Annotated in this window: 17 protein-coding genes; 1 reads left to right on the top strand and 16 read right to left on the bottom strand. The window is 69.4% G+C overall.

Features of this window, described 5'->3' with window-relative positions; translation table 11 throughout:
- Window positions 1-2: 2 nt before the first annotated feature.
- The 10 genes from E2F49_RS09415 to fliR form a co-directional block, all read right to left on the bottom strand.
- Window positions 3-1,424, bottom strand: coding sequence for a putative bifunctional diguanylate cyclase/phosphodiesterase (locus E2F49_RS09415; protein WP_055251550.1), 1,422 nt, complete (start codon window positions 1,422-1,424; stop codon window positions 3-5).
- Complete coding sequence (locus E2F49_RS09410) at window positions 1,421-2,206, bottom strand: ParA family protein (RefSeq protein ID WP_133393665.1); 786 nt, start codon at window positions 2,204-2,206, stop codon at window positions 1,421-1,423. The genes E2F49_RS09415 and E2F49_RS09410 overlap by 4 nt, the downstream gene beginning before the upstream one ends.
- 1 nt (window position 2,207) lies before the next feature.
- On the bottom strand, window positions 2,208-3,176 hold the full coding sequence (locus E2F49_RS09405; RefSeq protein ID WP_133393664.1) for a flagellar motor protein MotB: 969 nt from the start codon (window positions 3,174-3,176) through the stop codon (window positions 2,208-2,210).
- A gap of 7 nt (window positions 3,177-3,183) precedes the next feature.
- A complete protein-coding gene (locus E2F49_RS09400) occupies window positions 3,184-3,927 on the bottom strand; it encodes a flagellar motor protein (RefSeq protein ID WP_055251554.1) in 744 nt (247 codons plus the stop codon).
- Window positions 3,928-4,356: 429 nt separating this feature from the next.
- Window positions 4,357-5,115, bottom strand: a complete 759-nt coding sequence (locus E2F49_RS09395) for an RNA polymerase sigma factor FliA (RefSeq protein ID WP_055251556.1) — start codon at window positions 5,113-5,115, stop codon at window positions 4,357-4,359.
- Window positions 5,112-5,963 carry a MinD/ParA family protein gene (locus E2F49_RS09390; RefSeq protein WP_208004846.1) on the bottom strand — a complete coding sequence of 284 codons (852 nt, stop codon included), beginning with the start codon at window positions 5,961-5,963 and terminating at the stop codon, window positions 5,112-5,114. The genes E2F49_RS09395 and E2F49_RS09390 overlap by 4 nt, the downstream gene beginning before the upstream one ends.
- Window positions 5,953-7,590 carry a flagellar biosynthesis GTPase FlhF gene (gene flhF, locus E2F49_RS09385; RefSeq protein WP_133393663.1) on the bottom strand — a complete coding sequence of 546 codons (1,638 nt, stop codon included), beginning with the start codon at window positions 7,588-7,590 and terminating at the stop codon, window positions 5,953-5,955. The genes E2F49_RS09390 and flhF overlap by 11 nt, the downstream gene beginning before the upstream one ends.
- 68 nt (window positions 7,591-7,658) lie before the next feature.
- The gene (gene flhA / locus E2F49_RS09380) at window positions 7,659-9,743 is read right to left on the bottom strand and encodes a flagellar biosynthesis protein FlhA (protein ID WP_133393662.1); all 2,085 of its coding nucleotides are present in this window, start codon (window positions 9,741-9,743) and stop codon (window positions 7,659-7,661) included.
- Complete coding sequence (gene flhB, locus E2F49_RS09375) at window positions 9,740-10,927, bottom strand: flagellar biosynthesis protein FlhB (protein WP_133393661.1); 1,188 nt, start codon at window positions 10,925-10,927, stop codon at window positions 9,740-9,742. Before flhB ends, flhA begins: the two co-directional genes overlap by 4 nt.
- 10 nt (window positions 10,928-10,937) lie before the next feature.
- Window positions 10,938-11,726 (bottom strand): flagellar biosynthetic protein FliR, encoded by a 789-nt coding sequence (gene fliR / locus E2F49_RS09370; protein WP_133393660.1) that lies wholly within the window; start codon window positions 11,724-11,726, stop codon window positions 10,938-10,940.
- Window positions 11,727-12,051: 325 nt separating this feature from the next.
- Here fliR and E2F49_RS09365 point away from each other — a divergent pair, with 325 nt between their 5' ends.
- Window positions 12,052-12,636, top strand: coding sequence for a hypothetical protein (locus E2F49_RS09365; protein WP_133393659.1), 585 nt, complete (start codon window positions 12,052-12,054; stop codon window positions 12,634-12,636).
- A gap of 166 nt (window positions 12,637-12,802) precedes the next feature.
- Here the strand turns inward: E2F49_RS09365 and E2F49_RS09360 are convergent, their stop codons facing one another.
- Genes E2F49_RS09360 through E2F49_RS09335 form a run of 6 tightly spaced genes read right to left on the bottom strand, consistent with a single transcriptional unit; the run spans window position 12,803 to window position 16,378 of the window.
- Complete coding sequence (locus tag E2F49_RS09360) at window positions 12,803-13,072, bottom strand: flagellar biosynthetic protein FliQ (RefSeq protein ID WP_055251568.1); 270 nt, start codon at window positions 13,070-13,072, stop codon at window positions 12,803-12,805.
- A gap of 4 nt (window positions 13,073-13,076) precedes the next feature.
- Window positions 13,077-13,913, bottom strand: coding sequence for a flagellar type III secretion system pore protein FliP (fliP, locus tag E2F49_RS09355; RefSeq protein ID WP_425481365.1), 837 nt, complete (start codon window positions 13,911-13,913; stop codon window positions 13,077-13,079).
- Window positions 13,910-14,530, bottom strand: coding sequence for a flagellar biosynthetic protein FliO (fliO, locus tag E2F49_RS09350; protein ID WP_243713553.1), 621 nt, complete (start codon window positions 14,528-14,530; stop codon window positions 13,910-13,912). The genes fliP and fliO overlap by 4 nt, the downstream gene beginning before the upstream one ends.
- A 5-nt stretch (window positions 14,531-14,535) precedes the next feature.
- A complete protein-coding gene (fliN, locus tag E2F49_RS09345; RefSeq protein ID WP_133393658.1) occupies window positions 14,536-14,865 on the bottom strand; it encodes a flagellar motor switch protein FliN in 330 nt (109 codons plus the stop codon).
- Entirely contained in the window at window positions 14,862-15,881 is a 1,020-nt protein-coding gene (gene fliM / locus E2F49_RS09340; protein ID WP_425481364.1) for a flagellar motor switch protein FliM, read from the bottom strand. Before fliM ends, fliN begins: the two co-directional genes overlap by 4 nt.
- Window positions 15,878-16,378: a flagellar basal body-associated FliL family protein gene (locus E2F49_RS09335; RefSeq protein WP_133393656.1), complete on the bottom strand. Its 501-nt coding sequence runs from the start codon at window positions 16,376-16,378 to the stop codon at window positions 15,878-15,880. The genes fliM and E2F49_RS09335 overlap by 4 nt, the downstream gene beginning before the upstream one ends.
- Window positions 16,379-16,658 lie beyond the last annotated feature (280 nt).

The raw sequence follows: 16,658 nt of genomic DNA, 5'->3' as shown, positions 1-16,658 counted from the left end.
GATTACTCGATCCTGGCGATGCTCGCGCGTCGGCGCTCGTAGCCCGACAGCCAGTGGCCGAAGTCGGCCAGCGGCAATGCCTGGGAGTAATAGAAACCCTGCACCTCGTCGCAGCCGAGCTTGCGCAGGAAGTCGGCCTGCGGCGCCGACTCCACGCCTTCGGCGGTGACCTGCATGTCGAAGTTGCGCGCGATCAGCAGGATCGAACGCACGATTGCCGCATCGCCGCGGTCCTCCATCACGTCGCGCACGAAGCTGCGGTCGATCTTGACCCGGTCCACGGCGAGGTGGTGCAGCATCGACAGCGACGCATAGCCGGTGCCGAAATCGTCGTAGGCCGCCTTGACGCCGCGGCCGCGCAGCGCCTGCAGCGTCGCCGCCGCACCGCCGTCGTCGCGCAGCGCGATGGTCTCGGTGAGTTCGAGTTCCAGCGACTGCGGCGGCAGGCCGCTGTTGCGCAGCGCCGCGTCGACCTCGTGGAGGAAATCCTCGTGGCCGAACTGCGAGGGAAACAGGTTCACGCTGACGGTCATCGCGTGGCCGTCGATCTTCGGCCACGTCGCCGCGTCGCGGCAGGCCTGGTCGAGAATCCACCAGCCCACGGTCGCGGCGATGCCGCTCATCGCCAGCGCTTCGATGAAGTCGACCGGCATCAGCAGGCCGCGCTCGGGATGGCGCCAGCGCAGCAGCGCCTCGGCGCCGGTCGGACGTCCGGTCTCCAGATCGATCTGCGGCTGGTAGTGCAGTTCGAACTCGCCTTCGCCGGCGGCGCGCCGCAGTTCGAGGTCCAGCCGGCGGCGGTCGATCGCCTCGGTGCGCATGCTCGGCTCGAAGCGGCGCAGGGTTTGTCCGCGGCTGCGCTTGGCGTAGTGCATCGCCAGTTGCGCGCGGGCGACCAGCTCCAGGCTGTCGGTGGCGCCATCGTCGTCGGCGGTGCCGGGAATCAGCGGGCCGGGCGCGGCCTCGTCGTCGGCCGCGTCGAGCAGCACGCCGACGCAGGCATCGAGATGCACGCGGTGCATGTCGACTTCGCAGGGTTGGGCGAGATCGAGCAGGATCGCGTTGAGCAGCGCTTCGGTCGCGCGCGGCTTCTGGCCGAGCACCGACAGCGCGATCGCGAACTCGTCGCCGTCGAGCCGCGCGAGAAACGCATCGGTCGGCAGACGCGCCAGCAGGCGCGCGGCGACGACCTGCAGCATGGTGTCGGCCATGCCCGGGCCCAGCGTCACGCTGATGGAGCGGAAATTGTCGAGGCCCAGCACCGCCACCGCGGTCGGCACCCGCTGGGCGCGGCGCGTGTCGAGCGCACGCAGCAGGCCGGCGCGGTTGGGCAGGCCGGTCAGCGGATCTTCTTCGGCCCGGGTCGCGTCGAGCAGGTCCTCGACGTAGTCGCTCATCGCCTCGTCGGACGGCGGCGTGCTCATGCCGCGACCGCTTCGGCCGGCGTCGCTGCCGGCGCTGCGATCCGCGTGTGCAGCCAGGCGAGTGCGTCGGCGTAGGCGTCGGCGCCGCGCCCGCTCAGCGGTGCGTTGCCGGCGATGCTGCGCGCATCGCGCAGGCGCGTGTCGAGCGGAATCGCGCCCGACCACACCAGACCTTCGTAGCCGGCGTAGAGATGCTCGAGCGTGCGCTGACCGCTGCCGGTGCGCGCGTCGTAGAGCGTCGGCAGCACCGCGCGCACCAGGGAACGCTTGCGCGAGCGTTCGACCATGTCGGCGGTGCGCAGCATGTCGGCCAGACCGTGCAGGGCCAGCGGATCGGTCTGCGTGGGCACGACCAGACAGTCCGCGGCCGCGAGCGCATTGACCATCAGCAGGCTCAACGTCGGCGGGCAGTCCAGCAGCACGTGATCGTAGAGATCGGCCACGCCGGCGAGCGCGCGCTGCAGCGCCATGCCTAGGCCCGGCTGCGTCGCGCTGCGACGTTCCAGCGTGGCCAAGGCGGGCTGCGCGGCGACCAGACGCAGGCGCTCGATCGCGGTGGTGCGCGACAGGCCGTCCAGCGACGGGGTCTGCGCGACGAAGACTTCGTGGGTGCCGATCGGCGGCGGCTGGCGCGGCACGCCGAAGGCGCGGGTCATCGAGGCGTGCGGGTCCAGATCGACCACCAGCACGCGGGCGTCGGCGGCCAGGTTGCGCGCCAGGCACAGCGTGGTCGTCGTCTTGCCGACGCCACCTTTCTGGTTCGCGACCGCCCAGATCCGCATCTCAGTGCGCCCCTGCTGCCGGATCGGCGGATTCGTCCAGGGGCACCGGCGCCGGTGCGGCCGCGATCGCCGCCTGCGTCGGCACGGCGTCGGGCCCCTGCGGCGCGGCGAGGATCACGAGCATGACGCGGCGATTGGCGTTACGACCTTCCACGGTCGCATTGTCCGCGATCGGCTGGAATTCGCCATAGCCCACGATGCCCAGGCGCGACTGGGCGATGCCCTCGGCCGCGAGGATGTGGACCACGCTGGCCGCGCGGGCGGTCGAGAGTTCCCAGTTCGAGGGAAACAGGGCGCTGCGGATGGGCTGGTTGTCGGTGTAGCCCTCCACGCGCATGGCGTTGGGCACCTCGCGAAGCACCCCGGCGACCTTGCGGATGGTCTCCGACGCGGCGCTGCTGGGCACCGCGACACCACTGGAGAACAGGATGTCGCTCTGGATCTCGACTTCCAGGTAGTTCTGCCCGCGGCGCAGGGTCACCAGGTTCTTCTGGACCAGTTCCGACAGCGCTTCCTGGATGTTGCGGCCCAGCGAGACCAGATCGCCCTCGCCGCTGCGCCCGCTGCCCGCGCCGTCGCCGGACACGCCGCCGTCGAGCGCGCCGCCGTGCGCGTGGATGTCCGGCCCGGTCGCGTAGCGCGGGATGTCCATCGTCTGCTGCAGGCGCTGCTGGATCATCATGCTGGCCGGCGCCGGCCCGTTCTTGGCCGCGGCGGTCATCATCGACGGCCGGTCGTAGGACGACCCCAGGCGCTGGGTACGACCCAGCTGCACGGGCTCGATCGAACGCGGCGGGCCACCGAAGGCGGCATTGAGCGAGTCGGAGACCGCGCGGTACTTGCCTTCGTTGACCGAGGAGATCGCGTACATCACGACGAAGAACGCGAGCAGCAGCGTGACAAGGTCGCCGTAGGGGATCGCCCAGGCTTCATGGTTCGCGTGTTCTTCGTGGGCGTGCTTCTTCGCCATGGCCGCGTCAGTGGTGCACGTAGCCGGCGAGGCGCGACTCGATGTTGCGCGGGTTCTCGCCCTGGGCAATCGCGATCAGCCCCTCGACGATCATTTCGCGCTCTTCGTTCTGGCCGTTGATCAGCGCCTTGAGCTTGTTGGCCATCGGCAGCAGGAACAGGTTGGCCGCGCCGATGCCGTAGATGGTCGCGGTGAACGCCGCCGCGATACCGCCGCCGAGCTTGCTCGGATCGGCGAGGTTCTTCATCACCGCGATCAGACCCAGCACCGCGCCGATGATGCCCAGCGTGGGCGCGTAGATGCCCATGCCCTCGAATACCTTGGCCGCGGCGAGGTCGCCCTGGCTCTGGTGGTGCATGTCGGTTTCGAGCACCGCGCGGATGGCGTCGGGCGCGATGCCGTCGACGACCATCTGCAGGCCCTTCTTGGTGAATTCGTCCTGCTGTTCGGCCACCTGCGACTCCAGGCCCAGCAGGCCCTGCTTGCGCGCGGTGTTGGCCCACTCGACCAGGCTGGCGAGGATCGCGGCGCGGTCCTGCGACGGTGGCTTGAACACCCACTTGGTCAGCTTGAGCGCGCGCTTGAAGGTGACCATGCTGGTCTGCAGCAGGATCGACGCGACCGTGCCCACGATCACGATGACGAAGGCGGCCGGCGACCACAGGCTGGACAGGCCCGCGCCCTTGAGCACGCTGCCGATGAGCACGGCAACGAGCGCGAGCACCACACCGATGACGGAAAGCTTGTCCATGGAATCGTTAACGGTCGCGTTCGGGATTTCTGAAGAGGGGCCATGCACGCAGGCACGCCCCGGCGTCGGGTGGCCGGGGCGACGGATTTCCGTCGACGGCGGTCACGCGCTGGAGGGATGCAAGAGATGGGCCGTGGACGGCCGCGGGCGCGCAGGGCGCTGAACGGACTGTCAGGTCCGTGAAGGCCAATGCCGATGGCCGCGCTTTGCGCCTTCCCCCGCGTGCGGGGGAAGGTCGGGGTGGGCGAAGAGGTGAGTCGAAGGAAGGACGGAATGGCCGGCCGATGCTCGCGTCCGGTGACGCGGGTCCGCGGCGAAAGGGCTGCCCCCACCCAACGCTCTCCCGCTATGCGGGGGAGGGCTTCAGCTGGTCGCCCGCTGAGACACGCCGCCACTCAGGGCGCACGCGGGGGAGGGCTCGGAGTTGCCTCACTCGTGCCCCAGGACTTCTGCCGGATCCCGCTTCCACTCCGACAGCCGGGCGCGCAGGCGGACCATGGCCTGGCCGTGGATCTGCGACACGCGCGATTCGCTGACCGACAGCACCGCGCCGATCTCGCGCAGGTTCAGTTCCTGCTCGTAATACAGCGACAGCACCAGCGCCTCGCGTTCGGGCAGGCCTTCGATGGCCTCCACCAGCGCGACGCGGAAGGCGTCGTCCTCGAACACGCGCGCCGGGCTGGCGGTGTCGCGTTCGGCCAGACGGGCTTCGCCGTCGTGTTCTTCAAGATGTGCGTCGAAGCTCGACAGCTGGCCGCGTGCGGCGTCCTCGACCAGGCGGTGGTACTCGTCGAGGGTGATCTCCATGTGCGCGGCGACCTGCGCCGGACTGGCGCTGCGGCCGGTCTCCTGCTCGACGGCGCGCACCGCCTTGATCATGTCGCGATAGCTGCGGTGCACCGAACGCGGGGTCCAGTCGCCACGCCGCATCTCGTCGATCATCGCGCCGCGGATGCGGATGGAGGCATAGGTCTCGAAGCTCGCGCCCGGGTCGGCCTGGTAGTTTCGGGTCGCGTCGATCAGGCCGAGCATGCCGGCCTGCACCAGATCCTCGATCTCGACGCTGGGCGGCAGCCGCGCCGCCAGATGATGGGCAATGCGACGCACCAGCTCGCCATGCCGTTCGACGATGTCGGCGGCCGTGCCGGTCTGGGTCGCGCGATAGCAGGCGGTGGCGGTGGCGTTCATGCAGGCAGGCCTCCATCGGGTCCGGTGCCGGCGGCGACCATGCGGTCGACGAAGAATTCGACATGGCCGCGCGCGACCATCGGCGACTGCCAGCTGCGCGCGCGGCGGGCGATGCCGCGATAGGCGACCGACGCCGGCGCCGAGGGGAAGGCATCGACGACGGCTTCCTGGCGCTGCACGGCGCGGCGCAACCATTCGTCGCGTGGAATCGAGCCGATGTGGTTGAGCGTGACGTCGAGGAAGCGCGTGGTGACCCGCTGCAGCTTCTCGAACAGCGCCGGGCCCTCGCTCGCGTCCTGCACCTGGTTGCACAGCACCTGGATGCGCTGCACGCCGCGGTCGCGGTTGAGCACCTTGATCAGCGCGTAGGCATCGGTGATCGACGCCGGCTCGTCGCAGACCACCACGATCACGTCGTGCGAGGCCTGGCAGAAGGTCAGCACGCCGTCGGCGATACCGGCCGCGTTGTCGACGATCATCGTGTCGATCGGCCGGTCGAGTTCGGAGAACGCGTGCACCAGGCCCACGTGTTCCTGCGGGCTGAGCTGGGCCATGTGCTGCTTGCCCGAGGCGGCCGGCACGACCATCAGCCCGTTGGGACCTTCGAGGATGGTGTCGGCGAGTTCGCAGCGGCCGGCGAACACGTCGGCCAGGGTGAAGCGCGGCGACAGGCCCAGCAGCACGTCGACGTTCGCCAGACCCAGGTCGGTGTCGAGCAGCAGCGTGCGCTGGCCGGCGTTGACCATCGCCGCGGCGAGATTCACCGAGGTCGTGGTCTTGCCGACGCCGCCCTTGCCACTGGCAACGGCGATGACGCGGGGGGCTGCGGTGGCGGCATCAGACGGCATGACGGGTCTCGAACGCGGAATCGGTGTTGGCATCGGGGGCGGCGGTGGAACGGCGGCCGGCGACCATGGCCTGGGCAATGGCGAGGCGGTTGCCGGCGGCGATGTCGGCGGTCGCGTCCTGGCCGTCGGCGACGTAGGCGATCGGCAGGCCGTTGCGCACCGTCACCGACAGTGCCGAACCCAGATACCCGGTCTCGTCGAGCTTGGTCAGGATCAGGCCTTCCGGCGAACACGGGCGGTAGCGGCGGATGACATCGTGCATGTCCTGCGGATTGCCGTTGGCCGGCAGCACCAGCAGGCTGCGGACCTTGCGCGCGGTGCGCAGCCACAGGATCTGGTTGAACAGTGCGCGGTCGCCGGGCGCGAAGCCGGTCGTGTCGACCAGCACCAGCGGATAGTCGGCCAGCTGGGTCAGCGCCTGCTGCAGACCGTTGACGCCGCGTGCCTCGCAGACGGTGATGCCGAGCTTGCGGCCATGTGCCTGCAGCTGCTCGTGCGCGCCGGGGCGTTCGCAATCGGTGGTGATCAGGGCGACGTCGCGGGCGCGGTGACGCGCGGCGAAGCGGGCGGCGAGCTTGGCCGCGGTGGTGGTCTTGCCGGCGCCGGTCGGGCCGACGAGGGCGATCACGCCGCCGTCGTCGATCGGCTCGCAGGCGGCGACTTCGAGCGTGCGCGCCAGGGCGTCGAGCATCGGACCCTGGATGCCGTCGACCGGCAACGCCGGGTCGAGCTGGGCGGCGACCGACTGCGCCAGCGCGTCTTCGCAACCGAAGGCGCGCAGCGCGTCGAACGCGGCGGCGCGTGCGGGCGAGCCGCGCAGACGCTCGCGCTCGAGCTGCGCCATCTGCGCTTCCATCAGCTGGCGCATGCGCGCCATCTCGTCGCGCATCGCGGCGATGGCCGGTGCCTCGGGTTCCGGCGCGGGCACCAGCGACAGCGCCGGTGCGGCGGCGACCGGCGCGACGGCGGCGACGGCCGGACGCGGCGCGGGCGTGCCGATGACGGCCTCGACGTAGTCCTCGATCGCCATCGGCTGCGGCGCCTGCGGCATGCGGCTGGTCAGCATCGAGGCAAACGACGGCGCCTCGTTCGCGATCAGTGCGTCGAGCGCGTGGGCGTCGTCGCGCAGTTCGGCATTGGCCGCGGCGAAGGTCGCGCGCGCCGGCTCGGCCTGCAGCGGCAGGGCGCGGGCGACTTCGGCCACGGCGGCGGCCGGGCGGATCGCCGAGGTCAGTTCGGCCAGCGTGGGGCCGTCGACATCCTTCAGGCGGGCGCGGGCGCGTTCGCGCAGCGACGCCGGTTCGGGCTGGGCGACCACCGGTTCGGCGGCGCGGGCCTGGCCCAGCGCGGCGGCGAATGCGGCGGCCGGGTCGACCACGGCGGCGCGGGCAGGCGGCGACGGAATCTCGACGGCGGCCGGTGCGACCGGCGCGGCCGCGGCTTCATCGGACTCGGCGGCGCGCAGCACGCGGGCCAGCGCGGCCTCGTCGTAACCGAGCGAGGCGACGACCTCGATGCCCTCGGCGACGCCGCGGGTCGACAGGATCACCGCATCGGGGCCCAGCGCTTCGCGGATCTTCCGCAGCGCGGTGCGCATGTCCGGGGCGATGAAACTCTTGATCTTCATGGTCCTCTCCGCGGCTGCCGGATTTCCGGCGCGCCGACCGTGTCAGTGGCGGGCTCGTGGGCCGCGGGTCATCCCACGGCGCCGACCAGACGCAGACGCTTGTCTTCGGGAACCTCGGCGTAGGCCAGTACCGACAGCGACGGGACGCTGTGCCGCACGAGCCGCGCCACCGAGGCGCGGACCCCGCCGGGAACGAGCAGCACGGCGGGTTCTCCGCGGCTCTCCTGGCGGGTGACGCACTCGCTCAAGTTCTGGTGCAGACGCTCGGCGAGTCCCGGTTCGAGCGCTGCGCCCTGGCCGTTGACCGAGTCCTGCAATACCCGTTCCAGCTGCGGCGCCAGGGTGTAGACGGGGAATTCGTCGGCCATGCCGTTGAGTTCCTGGACGATGAAGCGGCCCAGGCCCACGCGCACCGCGGCGGTCAGCTGCGCGGGATCCTGCGTGTGCACGCCGTGCTCGAGCAGCGTCTCGACGATCTGGCGGATCTGCCGCACCGGCACGCGGTCGGCCAGCAGCGACTGCAGCACCTTCACCACCACCGACAGCGGTAGCAGCTTGGGCGTCAGGTCTTCGACGAGCTTGGGCGTGGTTTTCGACAGCGTGGCCAGCAGTTGCTGGACCTCGTCGTGGCCCAGCAGTTCGGCGCTGCGCTCGCGGACCTGGTGCGACAGATGCGTGGCGACCACGGTCGCTGCGTCGACGACGGTGTAGCCCAGCGATTCGGCATGCGCGCGCTGGCTCGGCAGGATCCACGTCGCATCCAGACCGAAGGCCGGATCCTTGCCGGGAATGCCGTCGAGCGGGCCGAACACGCGGCCCGGGTCGAGCGCGAGTTCGCGGTCGGGGTGGATCTCGCCGCCGGCTACGGGCACGCCGTGGACCAGCAGGCGGTAGGCGCCGGGTGCCAGTTCCAGGTTGTCGCGCACGTGCACGGCCGGGATGAGAAACCCGATGTCCTGGGTCAGCTTGCGGCGCACGCCCTTCAGACGCGCCAGCAGTTCGCCGCCCTGGGCCTTGTCGACCAGCGAGATCAGCTTGTAGCCGACCTCCAGCGCCAGCGGTTCGACCGGGCGGATCTCGTCCCAGCTCAGTTCGGCCAGCGGCGAGGCGGCGGTGCTCGCGGCGACGGCTTCGGCCTCGCGCTTGGCCTGCGCCTCGGCTTCCGGCTTGCCGCGCAGTTTCCACGCGACGAAGCCCAGGACCGCCGCCAGGATCAGGAACGGCAGGTTCGGCATGCCCGGAATGATGCCGATCAGGAACATCAGCAGCGCCGAGACGGTCAGCGCACGCTGGTGGCCGAAGACCTGCTTGGACACCGCCTCGCCCATCTCCTGCTCGCCGGTCGAGCGCGTGACCAGCATCGCGACCGCGGTGGCGACCAGCAGTGCCGGCAACTGCGCGACCAGGCCGTCGCCGATCGCCAGCAGCACGTAGGTGCGCGCGGCCTCAGCGAAGCCCATGTCGTGCGACATCACGCCGATCAGCAGACCGCCGACGATATTGATGACCAGGATCAGGATGCCGGCGATGGCGTCGCCGCGGACGAACTTCGAGGCACCGTCCATCGAACCGTAGAAGTCGGCCTCGTCGCGGACTTCCTGGCGACGCAGCTTGGCTTCCTCGCGGGTCAGCACGCCGGCGTTGAGGTCGGCGTCGATCGCCATCTGCTTGCCCGGCAGGGCGTCGAGGATGAAGCGCGCCGACACCTCCGAGATGCGGCCCGCGCCCTTGGTGACGACGACGAAGTTCACGATCGTCAGGATCGCGAACACGATGATGCCGACCGCGAAGCTGCCGCCGATGACGAAGTGGGCGAAGGATTCGATGACGTTGCCGGCCGCGCCGGGGCCTTGGTGGCCGTGCAGCAGCACCACGCGGGTGGACGCGACGTTCAGGGCCAGGCGCAGCAGCGTGACCAGCAGCAGCACGCTGGGGAAGATCGAGAAATCCAGCGGCTTGCGCACGTAGACCACCGCCAGCATCACCACCAGCGACAGCGCGATGTTGATGGTGAACAGTGCGTCCAGCACCGGCGGCGCCAGCGGGATGATGATCATCGCCAGCAGCGCGAGCACGACGACCGGCGCCGCGGCGCCGCTCCTCACCGCGCCCATGGCGCCGCCGACGGAGAACCGACCCGGCTGTGCGCTCATCGCGTCGGTCCCTTGACGTCATTGCCGGACATCGGGCCGTTATCCATGGGATCCCAGTCGATCGCGCCCTCGGGGCCGGCATCAAGCTCGGCCAGCGACGGCATCGGCCCGCGGCCGGGCGCCCAGGCGCGCAGCTGGTACACGTAGGACAGCACTTGAGCGACGGCGGCGTAGAGCTTCACCGGGATTTCCTGATCGACCTGCGCCTGCCTGTACAAGGACCGTGCCAGCGGCGGCGCCTCGACGATGGCGATGCGGTGGCTGTCGGCGATGCTGCGGATCGCCAGCGCCAGCTCGTCGGTGCCCTTGGCCACGACGACCGGCGCGCGCATGCCGTCTTCGGCGCTGTACTTCAGCGCGACGGCGTAATGGGTGGGGTTGACCAGCACCACGTCGGCGGTCGGCACGGCATCCATCATCCGGCCGCGCGACATCTGCGCCTGCACCTGGCGGACGCGCGCTTTCAGTTCGGGATTGCCTTCGCTTTCCTTGTACTCGTCGCGGATTTCCTGCTTGGTCATCTTCAGCTTGTTGCGGTACTGGATGTGCTGCCAGGGCACGTCGATCAGCGCCAGCAGGCCCAGCGCGCCGACCATCGCCAGCAGGGCGTTCATCGCCATGTGCACGCCGCCGGCGACCGACTGCTCCAGCGAGGCCAGCGGCATCGACAGCAGCGACGAGAACGCGTGGTAGACCATCCAGATGCCGACCCCGCCGATCAGGAGTACGCGCAGCAGCGAGCGGACCAGCTCGGCCATGCCTTCCTTGCCGTAGATGCGGCCGAGGCCGTTCTTCGGGTTGAGGCGGTTGAAATCGGGTTTGAGCGACTGGCCGGCGAAGCGCAGGCTGCCCATCGCCGCCGGGGCGATCGCGCACGCGGCCAGGGCGGCCAGCAGCAGCGGCGCCATCGTCAGCATCAGCTTTCCGAACAGGCCGGCGGCGTGGGGCAGCAGCCGCCCCTGTGTACCGAGGATGGCCGGGTCGATGGTCAGCGCGCCGCGCATCCAGTCCATGCTGGTCGCGCCGATGCTGCCGGCCGTGGCCTTGAGCGCCAGCACCGCGCAGCCGAGCACGGCCACGTTGGCCAGCTCGCGCGAGCGCGGCACATTGCCCTTTTCCCGCGCTTCCCGGAGCCGTTTTTCGGTGGGAAGTTCGGTCTTGTCTTCCTGATCGGTCTCGCTCATCGCCCGGGCCTCAGCCGATCAGGCCGCGGGCGGCGAGGAACGCCGAATCGAACAGCGCCTGCACCGGCGCCAGCAGTTGGCGCATCAGCAGCATCAGCAGGATCAGACCCGTCAGCAGCGAGACCGGCAGACCGATCGCCATCGGGTTGAGCTGCGCCGCGGCGCGCGACAGCACGCCGAAGGCGATGTTGACCGACAGCAGCGCCATCACCACCGGCAGCGCCAGCAGCACACCGGCGCGCAGCGCGGTCGCGAAGAATGCCGGCACTGCCGACAGCAGCGCCTGCAAGTCCGGCAGCGCCTGGCCGATCGGCAGGCTGGCGTAGCTGTCGTGCAGCAGCCCGATCAGCGCAAGATGCCCGTCGAGGGTGAAGAACAGCAGCGAGAAGACGAGGAAGAACCACTGCGACAGCACGGGCGAAGACGCGCCGCTGAGCGGATCGGCCATGGTCGCGAACGACAGGCCCATGCCCTGCGAGACCAGTTCACCGGCCAGCTGCCCGGCCTCGAAGGCCATGCGCAGCACCAGACCGATGGCGATGCCAACGGTGAACTCGCGCAGCACGCCCAGCACCGTGGCCGAATCCACGCCCATCGGCGGCGGCGCCGGCAGCACCGTGCTCATCGTCGCCGACAGCGCGATCACCAGGATCAGGCGCGCCCGCACCGGCATCGTCCGGCCCCCGATCGCCGGCAGCACCTGCAGCGCCGCACCGATGCGGATCGCATACCAGAGCACGGCGGCCAGCATCGCGAACAGATCGACGCCGGTCGAGGTGGTGAGGGTGACGGTGTCCATCGAGGGAAGCTGCGGTCCGGAGTCGCGGCCTGAAGGCTGCGCGGGTGGGATGCAGGTTCTGTGCCGGGGGCGGAGAGCGGGTTTTGCCGTCGTTCCAGTGGCTTTCAACAGACGCATGTCTGGTCAAGCTGGGATCCATTTTCGCGAACGGGTCGAAGATCAAAATGGGCCCAGCGTTCGCTGGGCGACGATTCGTAGGATGGCTAGAGCGCAGCGAAACCCATCATCGCCCTTTTGGGAATCAAATACTTACAGGGGAGCCCCAGAGCGTATTACTGGAACGCGATACGATTTTCGATAGGGCGATAACGGGGGGCGAGCAACAATGCGCAAAAAACGAAATGAGCTTCGGCGGCCATTGCATGACGGGCCGGATCTTATGCTCTGGTCGGGTGGCATCTACCTCGCCATTGCAATTGGGTTAGCGGTCGTGCACGTCGACGTCACCTCGTTTGTCGCCTCTGGATTGCTTCTTCCCGACAGTGCTTTTGCAGGGTTTCAGGCGAGGAATCCTGCGCTCGATTACCTGCCGAGCCTTTACTTCTGCATGTTGGTCCTGTTTCCGCTTGTATCCGGCGGCTTCGTTCTGCACGCGTATCGCCGGCGTTCATACCTCACGCGCACGGAGTCGACAGGAAAGCTAGTTGCTTTAGGGGCAAGCGGCTTCGTAATGGCAGTCCTTCCGCCCCTCCTGCTGGCCTTCGGATACAGAGACGCCAGCGAACCGATCAGCCTGAGATCCCGCGGTTTGATCGCTCTGACCACCGCGAATGACGTGACCGTTGGGGTAGCGTTCTTTCTGCTCTTCGCATTTTCCGCACTCATGGTGATGTGCATATGGATCTACGCGGCGAAGCTGGGGATGGAGCCAGTCTGGAAGCGAAAAGGCTTCCATGGATGGAACCCATAGCGCGGACTGTGAGTCTCGTCCCCATGGCAGGGCATCTCGCCAAGTCGGCTTAGGAAACGACGCGCGCTCGGCGAGCGTCGAGTCGCGGACTTGTTCCATCCCATGCGGGCGCACCGCAACGATGGGTGTCGCTGCGCTCTACCCATCCTACGGACGGGCACTGCCTTTACCCGATCAGATGCGGAATCCGATGGAACAGCTCGGTGGTGAACGCCACCATCCGTCCGAGCAGGAAATGCCCGACCAGCGCGAAGGTCGCGACCAGGGTGATCGCCTTGACCACGAACGCGATGGTCGGCTCGTTGATCTGGGTGGCGGCCTGCAGGATGCCGACGATCACGCCGATCGCGAGCACCGCGATCAGCGGCGGGCCGCCGAGGACCAGCGCCATTTCCATGCCGCGGGAGATTTCGGTGAGTGCGGTTTCGGGCGTCATGACATCAGACCGCGTTGAAGCTGGCGGCGAGCGAACCGACCACCAGCACCCAGCCGTCGACCAGCACGAACAGCAGGATCTTGAACGGCGCGGAGATCAGCATCGGCGACATCATCATCATGCCCATCGACATCAGCACGCTGGCGACGACCAGATCGATGATCACGAAGGGAATGAAGATCAGGAACGCGATCTCGAACGCGGTCTTGAGCTCGCTGGTCAGGAACGACGCGGCCAGCACGCCGAAGGGCACGTCCTGCGGACTCGCGTACGGGCCGCTGTTGGAAAGTCCGGCGAAGGTCATCAGGTCGGTCTCGCGCACCTGGGCTAGCATGAAGTCGCGGAAGGGCTCGCTGGCCGCGGCGAACGCGGTGCGGAAATCCATGTTGCCGTCGAGATAGGGCCCGATGCCGGACGCCCATGCGGCGTCGAACACCGGCGTCATCACCATGAAGGTCAGGAACAGCGCCAGCGCCAGCAGCACCTGGTTGCTCGGGGTCTGGCCGGTGCCCAGCGCCTGCCGCAGCAGGCCCAGCACGATGATGATGCGGGTGAAGGCGGTCATGCCCAGCAGTGCGGCCGGCAGCAGGGTGATGCCGGTCATCAGCGCCAGCACCTGCAACGGCATGCTCACAGGTTCACCGCCGACCTGGCCGACCGTTACGGCCGGCATGGGCTGGCTGGCGAGATCGGCGAAGCCGGGTGCGCCGCTGTCGGGAATCGCGGGCACGGCGATCGGCGCCGGCGCGGGCGACGGCGCGGTCTGCGCCAGTGCGCCGCCGGACAACGGCAGCAGCACGGCGAGCAGCAGCGTGGCGATACGGGCGCGAAGGCTGGTCACGACTTCTTCTTTCCGAACTGTTGGGCGAGGACCTGGGCGAACACCGGTGTCGGCTTCGCCTCGGGCACGGGCAGGGGCGTTTCGAGCGTGTGCAGCACGCGGGTGCCGGTCGCGCCGGTGCCCACGAGCAGCTGCGTGTCGCCGACGGCGACCACCACCACGCGCTCGCGCGGGCCCAGCGACAGCGAACCGAGCACCTTGAGCGCCGGATTGCTGGCGCCGCCGATGCCCGGCATGCGCCGGGCGAACCAGCCCAGCGCCACGATCAGGCCCACGACCAGGACCAGTGCAAGGACCGCGCCACCGATGCTGCCGGCGCTCGACGGCGCGGCGGCAGGCAATGCAGCGCCCGGCTGCACGACCTGCGCGGTCCTGTCGGTGGCAGGACGGCCGATCGGCTGGGCCGCGGCCGTGGTCTGCGCCGCGACGGCTTCATGACCGATCGCGGTCACAGACGCTGTCGGCATGTCGACGACGAAGGCGTCGGCGCCGAAGGCGGTGGCGATGACGGGCGCCGCGACCGGCGTGTCGGCCGGTGCCGAGGTGTCGGCGGCGCCCACCGACACCGGGGCCTGCGCCGCGGCGAGCGTGGCGTGGGCGGACAGGGCGCTCGTCATCGCGGTCACTTCAGGCGCTTGATGCGCTCGGCGGGGCTGACCACGTCGGTCAGGCGCACGCCGAAACGATCGTTGACGACCACGACTTCGCCGTGCGCGATCAGCGTGCCGTTGACGTACACGTCCAGCGGTTCGCCGGCGGCGCGCTCCAGCTCGACCACCGCGCCCGGGGTCAGCGCCAGCAGATTGCGGATCGGCATGCGGGTGCGGCCGACTTCCAGCGACAGCTGCACCGGCACGTCGAGGATGACGTCGAGATTCAGGTCGCCCGCCGGCGGTGAGCCGGCGTCGGCGGTCAGCGGATCGAATGCGGCGGTGGTGGGATCGGTGCTCATGGGGTCGCGGCCTGGAACTCGTGGGAATCGTTGGACGGGGCCACCTGGGGGAAATTCACCTGGGTGACCTTCAATGCGTTGAAGCCGTTGTGGGTGCCGAACTCGCCTTCGAACATCGGCGTCGACTCGACGCTCATGTGCACGGGGCGTGCCAGCTCGATCGGGATCACGTCGCCGACTTTCAGGCGCGCCAGTTCGCGCAGGCTGATCTGGCGATGCGCCAGCGAGACGCTGCACTCCAGCGCCGCGGCCTCGACGCCGGCACGCAGATGGCGCGCCCAGGTCTCGTCGGAGTCGCTGCGCTGGCGGCGCGGGCCGGTGGCCTCGAGGTGGTCGCGCAACGGCTCGAGCATCTTGTAGGGCAGGGCGATGTGCAGATCGCCACCGCCGCCGTCGAGCGCGATGCTGAAGCGGCTGATGACGATGTGGTCGCGCGGGTCGATCAGTTCGACCTGCAGCGGGTTGCTCTCGGTCTGGGTGTGCGCGAACTCCAGCGCCTGCACCGGCAGCCACGCGGTGGCCATGTCGGTGAACACCTGGCGCAGCATCAGCTGCACGATGCGCTGCTCGGTCGGGGTGAACTCGCGCTCGGCGACCTTGGCCGGGAACCGCCCGCCACCGCCGAAGAAGTTGTCGACCACGGTGAACACCAGCCGCGGTTCGAACACCACCAGCGCGTTGCCGCGCAGCGGCCGGGCCTGGATGACGTTGAGATTGGCCGGCTGCGGCATCGAGTGCATGTACTCGTCGAAACGCACCACGTCCACGCCGCGGATCGTCAGTTCGCACGAGCGCCGCAGCAGGTTGAACAGGCCGACCTTGAAGGCCAGCGCGAAGCGTTCGTTGATCGCGTCCAGGCCCGGAAGGCGGCCGCGCACGACGCGGCCCTGCTTCGCGAAATCGTAGGGCCGCACTTCACCGGGCGCGGCCGGCGGATCGGTGTCCACCGCGCCGCTGTCGACGCCGTGCAGCAGCGCGTCGATCTCGTCCTGGGAGAGCAGCTCGTTGCTCATCACTGCACGACCAGGCTGGTGAAGATCACGCCGTCGACCTTGTCCGGCTGGCCCTCTTCCTTCAGCAGCTTGCGCACTTCGGCCAGGCCCTGCTCCTGCAAGCGCTCCTTGCCGCTGCGCTGGGCCAGCTGCGCGGCGGTCTGGGTGCCGAACAGCAGCAGCAGACGGTTGCGCAGCGCCGGCGCCTGCGCCTCGATGGCGGTGTGCGTGGCCGCGTCGCGCGTGACCAGCTGCACGTCGGCCTGCAGATAGCGCGCCATGTCGGTGTCGGCGAGGTTCACGACGAAGGACGGGTCGAGCGCGAAGTAGGTGGCCGGCCCCTTGGCGGTGGTCGGCGCAGCGGCGTCCTCACCCTCGGCCGCATGCGCGGCAGGCGCATTGTGCTGGGTGAACCACCAGCCACCGCCGGCGCCACCGGCCAGCAGCACCACCGCGCCGATGATCAGCGGCAGCTTGCTCTTCTTCTTCGGGGCGGGGGCTTGTGCAGGGGCAGCGGACACGGGACGACTCCGGGGATGGATACCCACCGGATGCAAGGCGTGTGCCGGGGTGTTGGCGGTGGGGTGTGGCGTCCGGCGCCGGAAAGTCGACGGGGGGTTCACCGTCGCGGGTCTCGCCCGGGTTCATCCCGCCTCGATCCGACGGCTTGCCCCCATCCCGACCTTCCCCCGCAAGCGGGGGAAGGGGCGGCACGCTGCGAGCGCGCGAAACGCGAGCCCTCCCCCGCGAGGCGGGGGAGGGTTGGGTGGGGGCGAACCGTCAGCCCGTGCGATCACGCAT

This window comes from Luteimonas terrae, from assembly GCF_004358165.1.
GTDB lineage: Bacteria > Pseudomonadota > Gammaproteobacteria > Xanthomonadales > Xanthomonadaceae > Luteimonas > Luteimonas terrae.
Note: the sequence above shows the minus strand (reverse complement) of the source record. Positions and strands in the feature narration are given on the sequence as shown.

What these genes read in the sequence shown, in the direction of transcription:
- E2F49_RS09415 (WP_055251550.1), bottom strand. Translation starts at nt 1,424, where the DNA reads ATGAGCACGCCGCCGTCCGACGAGGCGATGAGCGACTACGTCGAGGAC.
- E2F49_RS09410 (WP_133393665.1), bottom strand. Translation starts at nt 2,206, where the DNA reads ATGCGGATCTGGGCGGTCGCGAACCAGAAAGGTGGCGTCGGCAAGACG.
- E2F49_RS09405 (WP_133393664.1), bottom strand. Translation starts at nt 3,176, where the DNA reads ATGGCGAAGAAGCACGCCCACGAAGAACACGCGAACCATGAAGCCTGG.
- E2F49_RS09400 (WP_055251554.1), bottom strand. Translation starts at nt 3,927, where the DNA reads ATGGACAAGCTTTCCGTCATCGGTGTGGTGCTCGCGCTCGTTGCCGTG.
- E2F49_RS09395 (WP_055251556.1), bottom strand. Translation starts at nt 5,115, where the DNA reads ATGAACGCCACCGCCACCGCCTGCTATCGCGCGACCCAGACCGGCACG.
- E2F49_RS09390 (WP_208004846.1), bottom strand. Translation starts at nt 5,963, where the DNA reads ATGCCGTCTGATGCCGCCACCGCAGCCCCCCGCGTCATCGCCGTTGCC.
- flhF (WP_133393663.1), bottom strand. Translation starts at nt 7,590, where the DNA reads ATGAAGATCAAGAGTTTCATCGCCCCGGACATGCGCACCGCGCTGCGG.
- flhA (WP_133393662.1), bottom strand. Translation starts at nt 9,743, where the DNA reads ATGAGCGCACAGCCGGGTCGGTTCTCCGTCGGCGGCGCCATGGGCGCG.
- flhB (WP_133393661.1), bottom strand. Translation starts at nt 10,927, where the DNA reads ATGAGCGAGACCGATCAGGAAGACAAGACCGAACTTCCCACCGAAAAA.
- fliR (WP_133393660.1), bottom strand. Translation starts at nt 11,726, where the DNA reads ATGGACACCGTCACCCTCACCACCTCGACCGGCGTCGATCTGTTCGCG.
- E2F49_RS09365 (WP_133393659.1), top strand. Translation starts at nt 12,052, where the DNA reads ATGCGCAAAAAACGAAATGAGCTTCGGCGGCCATTGCATGACGGGCCG.
- E2F49_RS09360 (WP_055251568.1), bottom strand. Translation starts at nt 13,072, where the DNA reads ATGACGCCCGAAACCGCACTCACCGAAATCTCCCGCGGCATGGAAATG.
- fliO (WP_243713553.1), bottom strand. Translation starts at nt 14,530, where the DNA reads ATGACGAGCGCCCTGTCCGCCCACGCCACGCTCGCCGCGGCGCAGGCC.
- fliN (WP_133393658.1), bottom strand. Translation starts at nt 14,865, where the DNA reads ATGAGCACCGATCCCACCACCGCCGCATTCGATCCGCTGACCGCCGAC.